Below are 2,471 nucleotides of genomic sequence, written 5' to 3'. Positions count from 1 at the left end.
GGCGGGCTGGCCCTGATGCGATCCTGCCAGACCGACCAGCGCGGCCAGCGGCTTGCGGGCCTTGAAGGTCATTTCCCCTTCAAGCTGGCCCTTGTCGTCGGCGAAAAGGGCAGGGCTGGTCAGAAGGGCCTGGCTCTCGCCCGCCCGCATCTCGCCCTTGACCGAGGTGAAGCGGCCACCCGAGGCGGTCCATGCCGACAGCAGCCCCTGAGCGGTCGCGGGCTGGCGAAGCGCAGAGGCTTTTTCCACCACCGCCTCGATCTGCAATGTCAGCTCGCCGTTCTGGGCAAAGCCCTGAACCGGACCGCCCTCGCGGCCGTGGGCGCGGATCAGGCGGAACATGACGTCCACATCGTCACCGGGCGTCGTCTCTGCGGTCAGGTGCGGTCGCATATAGAGCTGGATCAGTTCGGCATCGGCGAGCGGGAAGGGCTCGGCCCCCTCAGCTGGGGTGAAGCGGGGTTTGACCACTTCAAACGCGACATTGGGCCAGCGCTGGCGAAGTCCCGTCAGGCTGAGCCGGATATTGTCGGCCATGACCAGTGTCTCGCCCTTTTCGGCGCGGATAAGGGTCAGACCCTCTGGCGCGATCACGACCCAATGGAGGGGGTTGTAGCTGTTGGCCTCGGCGGCGAGGGTCGAGGTTTTCAGTCCGTGCCCCGATGGGGCCACCACGCGGGTGTCATACAGGGTCACGCGCGTATGCAGCGGCCAGCCGGAGGCCCCGATTTTACTGTACTCGACACTCCATCCCGAGGCTTCGAGCTGGTCCAGTCGGGCCACCAGACGGGTCTTGGCCTCGTTCGCCAGCCAGAACCAGTATCCGGTCCAGACGGCCAGAAGGATGCCGACAAGAATGAACGGGATGAACAGGGCGCGGCGGCTGTGACGCACGGGGGAGGGAGCGGCGGAGGTCATGGTCAGGGCTTATAGAACACGACTTCTTCGCCGTCTTGTCCCGTGAGAATGAATTAGGCGGTGACGTCCGCCCACTTCGCCGCCGAAGCGCGCAGCGCCGCTTCGGGAGTTATTTCCAGCAAAAGGCCGCGCTGTCCGGCATTGATGAGGACGGTTTCGAACAGTTGCGCCGTCTCGTCGATGACGGTGGGCACCTGTTTGCGCTGACCGAAGGGGCTGACGCCGCCGATCTTGTATCCGGTCAGGCGCTCGGCATCGGCGGGCTTCATCATCTGGGCGTGTTTGCCATGAAGCGCGGTGGCCAGCTTCTTCATGCTGACCTCGCAATCGGACGGCAGGACGACGCAGGCGGGCTTGTCATCGACCAGAACCATCAGGCTTTTGAACACCTGCTCGGGGGCCTTGCCGAGGGCCTCGGCGGCTTGCAGGCCGACGCGCGGCGCGTCTGGATCGTAGTCATAGGGGTGAAGCTCGAAACCGATGCCTGCCTTGGCCAGGGCAACGGTGGCGGGTGTGGTCTTGGCCATCAGGCTTCGTCCGTCTTGAGGAATTCCTTAGTCAGCTCGACCGCGTCGGCCAGACCCATCCGCATGACCTCCGTGCCTTCGGGCAGGCCCGAGAACAGACGGGTGGGGCAGGCCGCATCCAGCATGACGAACACGCCCTTGTCGTCGGCGCGGCGGATCAGGCGACCGAACGCCTGTGCGATGCGCCCTCGCGCCAGAGCATCGTCATAGGTGCGCCCGCCGTGGCCCGAACCGAACCGCTCGCGCCGTGCCTTGTGCAGCAGGTCGGGGCGCGGCCACGGCACGCGGTCAAAGGCGAGAATGCGGAGCGAGCGGCCCGGAACATCCACCCCGTCGCGCACCGCATCGGTGCCCAGAAGGCAGCTGTCGTTCTCGGCACGGAACACATCGACCAAGGCACCGACTTCCAGCGGGTCGATATGCTGGGCGTAGAGGGGAATGCCCGCACGGGCGAGGTCCGGTCCCAACCGCTCATAGACGGCCTTCAAACGGCGGATGGCGGTGAACAGGCCGACCCCCCCACCGCCTGCGGCCAGGAACAACTCGCGCATGGCCGCCGCCGTCTGACGCGGGTCGTCCTTGGTCAGGTCGTTCACTACGATGATGCGGCTGTGGTTGGCATAGTCGAACGGGCTCTCGACCTTTAGGGTGCGGGCGGGCTCGATCAGGCGGGCGGCACCGGAGCGCACGCGGGCCATGTCGAACGGGTCCTTCGCCGAGGGGTCGGACAGGGTGGCGCTGGTGACCAGTACGCCGTGGGACGGCATGATGACGGCGGCTTCCAGCGGCACGGTCGGGTCGATCCAGTGGCGGCGCAGGGCCACGTCATGGATACGGCCAAAGGCGGCCTCCGCCGACAGCCAGTCCACATAGTCGGGGTCAGGCTCGGCCCCTGCCTCGTCCAGCGCCGCCAGCATGGAGCGCCATCCGGGAAGCGTCATGCGGGCGCGGCGGTCCATGCCGCGCAGCGCGCCCTCGATGCGGGCGCGGGCCGACGGGTCCAGCTCGGCAGCTTCCTCGTCAAGG

At 66.9% G+C, this 2,471-nt stretch carries 3 protein-coding genes; all 3 read right to left on the bottom strand.

Going from position 1 to position 2,471, the window contains the following annotated elements; translation table 11 throughout:
- Positions 1 to 918 (bottom strand): DUF2125 domain-containing protein (locus B3H86_RS07160; protein ID WP_292052380.1); only part of this gene is annotated, 918 nt, incomplete at its 3' end.
- 53 nt (positions 919 to 971) lie between these two features.
- A complete protein-coding gene (gene ybaK, locus B3H86_RS07155; protein WP_292052378.1) occupies positions 972 to 1,445 on the bottom strand; it encodes a Cys-tRNA(Pro) deacylase in 474 nt (157 codons plus the stop codon).
- Positions 1,445 to 2,471 (bottom strand): helicase C-terminal domain-containing protein (locus tag B3H86_RS07150; protein ID WP_292052375.1); only part of this gene is annotated, 1,027 nt, incomplete at its 5' end. The genes ybaK and B3H86_RS07150, both read right to left, overlap by 1 nt.

This window comes from Brevundimonas sp. UBA5866, assembly GCF_002432125.1.
Taxonomy (GTDB): domain Bacteria; phylum Pseudomonadota; class Alphaproteobacteria; order Caulobacterales; family Caulobacteraceae; genus Brevundimonas.
This window is presented reverse-complemented; position numbering and strand designations above follow the sequence as displayed.

Excerpts from the sequence above, each read along its gene's own strand:
- ybaK (WP_292052378.1), bottom strand. The coding sequence starts at position 1,445 with ATGGCCAAGACCACACCCGCCACCGTTGCCCTGGCCAAGGCAGGCATC.